Below are 3688 nucleotides of genomic sequence, written 5' to 3'. Positions count from 1 at the left end.
TCTTGAGGCTGATCGTAATAAGCCCGCTCTGGATGCATTCCGTGAAGTCTTCAAATAGGTGAAGGCCATGACACAGTGGAAGGTAACAACAGACGACAATGATGAGCGGATCGTAGAGGCTGAATCTGTCGTCTGGCGTGGCCGCCTAGCAACCTTTTACTGCGGCGCGGAAGAGATTGAGTACTTCTACGGTGTGGTATCAATTCAACGGGTCATCGAATGATCAAAACCTACCCTGACGACAAGCCAGCTGAAGGTGATCTCATATGCGTCTCGCAGTGGGGAAGTGAACTCTATGTTGGCGTCTACAGCGATGGATTCCTTGTTGGGAAAACCATTCCTGATGGCTGGCTAGGAATGTTTGAAGGGGACCTATGGGTTTCATTGGACAAGGGTTTATTGAAGCGGGTGACCGAATGAGTATGAGAGCTGAGTACTACACACTTAAGGGTGTTATTTCTGAGCTTCCGAAAGAGGATCAGGAAAAGATAGAGGCCATCTGCAAGCAAGTCCTTGAACTTATGCAGTCGAGTGATGAGGCCAAGATCGGTGTCGCTTTAGCGGTATCCCAGCTAGAAGAGTGAATGAGTAATGACAACCAAGCAGCCTGATTGGGAGGCGATTGAGCGCGCCTTTCGGGCTGGCTCCTTGTCTGTAAGGGCAATTGCCGAGAAACATAGCATTAGCGATACAGCTATTCGCAATCACGCCAAAAAGCACGGATGGGAAAGAGACCTAACCGAGCAGGTCCGACAGACAACCAAAAGCAAACTAGTTCGCAGTGAAGTTCGCGCTGTAGGTTCGCACGAACAAATGCGAACTGATGCCGAGATCATTGAGGAAGCCTCTACAGCGGCAGCCTCAGTCGTCCTGGCTCACCGTTCAGACCTTGCCCTGTGGAGAGGTATAGCCAACAAGCTATGTGCTGCCCTGGCTGATATGGACGTGAACGAAGATAACCACGACCGCTTTGCTAGATCGTTGAACGCGGGCGTTGATGCTCAGCTCAAGGTGATCAAGGGTGAGCGTCAGGCCTACAACCTCGACACCGAGGAAGGTGACAAGACGGTAAACGAGCTTTCCAGTCTGATGGATGAGCTATCGAGCGGAGCCTAAGCATGAAGCCCGAGCATTTGAAGTTGCTCAAGGATAAGCTGTGGCGGCTCAACAACCTGTACTTCATTACGGACAAGAGAGGTAAGCAGGTTCGCTTCAAGATGACCAGTGAGCAGCTGGAGTACTTCGAAGGCCTGCATACTCGGAACATTATCCTCAAGGCCCGCCAGCTTGGCTTCACGACTGAGCAGTGCATCATCCAGTTGGATGCGGCGTTATTCGAGTCGGCCAAGTGCGCATTGATCGCCCATACCCTAAATGACGCCAAGCGCCTGTTTAGGGAGAAGATCAAGTACGCCTATGACCATCTCCCCAAGGAGATCAAGGCAGCCAACCCGGCAAGTAACGATGCTGCAGGTGAGTTGGTGTTCAGTAAAGGCGGGTCACTTTACGTCAGCGCCTCATTTCGAGGCGGTACGCTGCGTTACCTGCATGTGTCCGAGTTCGGGAAGATCTGCGCCAAGTACCCTCACAAGGCGCGAGAGATCGTCACTGGTGCCTTTGAGGCCGTAGCCGCTGATTGCTATGTGACTATCGAATCCACTGCTGAAGGTCGCTCAGGGTACTTCTTCGACTACTCACAGAGCGCCGAGAAGCAGGCATTAACTGAACAGCCGCTTGGCCCGCTGGACTGGAAGTTTTTCTTCTTCTCCTGGTGGAAGAACGCCCAATACTGGCTTGAGCCCATAGGGTCTCTACCGCAGCGCCTGATCGACTACTTCGCCGATCTGAAGGGTAAGTATGGCATTGAGCTGAACGAAGGCCAGAAGGCTTGGTATGCGGCCAAAGAGAAGACGCTAGGCGAGGACATGAAGCGGGAATACCCGTCCATTCCTGCCGAAGCCTTCCAGCAGTCAATCGAGGGTGCTTATTACTCGAAGCAGTTCGCCAAGCTGTACGCCAACAAGCGTATCGGCCAGCTACCCGATAACAGCCATCAGCCGGTAATGACCTTTTGGGATATCGGCGTGGGCGACTCGACGGCGATCTGGTTCGTTCGAGAGGTGGGCAATGAGTTCCACGTCGTTGACTACTACGAGAACTCAGGCGAAGGCCTCAGACATTACCTCAAGGTGCTCAAGGATAGGGGTTACACCTACAGCGAGCACTGGGGTCCGCATGACATTGATAATCGTGAGTTCGCCGGTGATGGCCGCTCACGCAGACAGCTTGCCGCTGACGGATACGAAATCGACGGCAAGAAATACAGCATCCGCTTTAACGTAGTCCCCCGGCTGAGCGTGGATGAGGGCATTGAACTCGTTCGTGAGGTCCTCCCGCGCTGCGCCTTTGACGAATCCAAGTGCGAGACCGGCATCAACTGCCTGGAAAACTACCGCAAGGAATGGGACGACAAGAAAGGCTGCTGGAAAGACAAACCATTACATGACTGGTCATCGCACGGATCGGATGCGTTCCGTTACTTCGCCGTGGCAACGCAGCGCAGGAAGCCAGTCACCTCAATATCTATGGGATTTGCACGCTGATGTCCGACGTCACATATACAAGGCCCGAGCTGACAGCCGCGCTTAGCCGTTGGCGGCTCGTGCGAGACGTCTGCAAAGGCTCGGAGAAGATCAAGGGCGAGAAGTGGCATTACCTGCCTAGGCCCAACCCGGAAGACAAGAGTGAGGCCAACAGAGCCCGCTATGACTCCTACCTTGCTCGGGCTGTGTTCTACAACGCCACAGGGCGGACTAAGAACGGTCTGATAGGTGCGGTGTTCACCACATGGCCGACGCTCAAGGTTCCTAGCTTGCTGTCCTACGTCAGCGAGGACATTGATGGTCAGGGCGTCAGCATCTACCAGCAGAGCCAAGCGGTTATCGGTCATCTGCTTGAGACTGGTCGCCATGGGCTTCTTGTGGACTACCCAGCCATTGAGGGTGGGGCATCGGTTGCCGATATGCAGGCCGGGCGTATTCGGGCTACGGTAACGGGATACAAGGCTGAGGACATCATCAACTGGCGTACTCGTCAGATCGGTGGTCAGCACGTCCTGTCCCTCGTTGTCCTGAAGGAGCAGTACGAGGAAGACACCGCAGATGGTTTTGGTCAGGAGGTCAAAGACCAGTACCGAGTGCTCAGGCTGACGGATGAGGGCCGCTACGCCGTTGAGATCTGGCGTAATGAGGGTGGCTGGAACATCTTTGACGCTCGTGAGCCAACAGATGGTCGCGGCGCTGCCTGGACTGAAATCCCGTTTACCTTCCTCGGATCGCAAAGCAACGACGCCAACCTCGACGATGCTCCCTTGTATGACATGGCGGAGCTGAACATTGCCCACTACCGGAACAGTGCTGACTACGAGGACAGCGCCTATCTGGTGGGTCAGCCGCAGGTCTGGATCTCCGGCCTCGATGAGCAGTGGCGCGACCATATGGAGGAAAACGGCATCTACTTCGGCGCACGCTCACCGTTCCTGCTTCCTAGTGGTGGTCAGGCAGGCATCCTTCAGGCTGAGCCTAATACGCTAGCCAAGGAGGCAATGGACGCCAAAGAGCGGCAGATGATTGCCCTCGGCGCTCGCTTGATCGAGCAGGGCAGTGGAGCGAAGACAGCCACTCAGGAG

At 54.8% G+C, this 3688-nt stretch carries 6 protein-coding genes; all 6 read left to right on the top strand.

Annotated elements, in window-relative coordinates; all coding sequences use genetic code 11:
• Positions 1-67 precede the first annotated feature (67 nt).
• Positions 68-223, top strand: coding sequence for a hypothetical protein (locus PLU01S_RS25890; RefSeq protein ID WP_159435134.1), 156 nt, complete (start codon positions 68-70; stop codon positions 221-223).
• A complete protein-coding gene (locus PLU01S_RS24875; RefSeq protein ID WP_074830524.1) occupies positions 220-420 on the top strand; it encodes a hypothetical protein in 201 nt (66 codons plus the stop codon). Before PLU01S_RS25890 ends, PLU01S_RS24875 begins: the two co-directional genes overlap by 4 nt.
• Complete coding sequence (locus PLU01S_RS25885) at positions 417-584, top strand: hypothetical protein (protein WP_159435135.1); 168 nt, start codon at positions 417-419, stop codon at positions 582-584. The genes PLU01S_RS24875 and PLU01S_RS25885 overlap by 4 nt, the downstream gene beginning before the upstream one ends.
• Positions 585-591: 7 nt before the next feature.
• Complete coding sequence (locus tag PLU01S_RS24870; RefSeq protein ID WP_074830527.1) at positions 592-1116, top strand: type 2 periplasmic-binding domain-containing protein; 525 nt, start codon at positions 592-594, stop codon at positions 1114-1116.
• A 2-nt stretch (positions 1117-1118) separates the two neighbouring features.
• Positions 1119-2603 (top strand): terminase, encoded by a 1485-nt coding sequence (locus PLU01S_RS24865; RefSeq protein ID WP_074830530.1) that lies wholly within the window; start codon positions 1119-1121, stop codon positions 2601-2603.
• Positions 2603-3688 (top strand): DUF4055 domain-containing protein (locus PLU01S_RS24860; RefSeq protein WP_084339955.1); only part of this gene is annotated, 1086 nt, incomplete at its 3' end. The genes PLU01S_RS24865 and PLU01S_RS24860, both read left to right, overlap by 1 nt.

It is taken from the genome of Pseudomonas luteola NBRC 103146 (genome assembly GCF_002091675.1).
GTDB lineage: Bacteria > Pseudomonadota > Gammaproteobacteria > Pseudomonadales > Pseudomonadaceae > Chryseomonas > Chryseomonas luteola.
The sequence above is the reverse complement of the archived record's forward strand: the minus strand, read 5'-3'. Positions and strand labels throughout refer to the sequence as shown.

Coding starts and splice junctions, on each gene's coding strand:
- PLU01S_RS25890 (WP_159435134.1), top strand. CDS start 68: ATGACACAGTGGAAGGTAACAACAGACGACAATGATGAGCGGATCGTA.
- PLU01S_RS24870 (WP_074830527.1), top strand. CDS start 592: ATGACAACCAAGCAGCCTGATTGGGAGGCGATTGAGCGCGCCTTTCGG.
- PLU01S_RS24865 (WP_074830530.1), top strand. CDS start 1,119: ATGAAGCCCGAGCATTTGAAGTTGCTCAAGGATAAGCTGTGGCGGCTC.
- PLU01S_RS24875 (WP_074830524.1), top strand. CDS start 220: ATGATCAAAACCTACCCTGACGACAAGCCAGCTGAAGGTGATCTCATA.
- PLU01S_RS25885 (WP_159435135.1), top strand. CDS start 417: ATGAGTATGAGAGCTGAGTACTACACACTTAAGGGTGTTATTTCTGAG.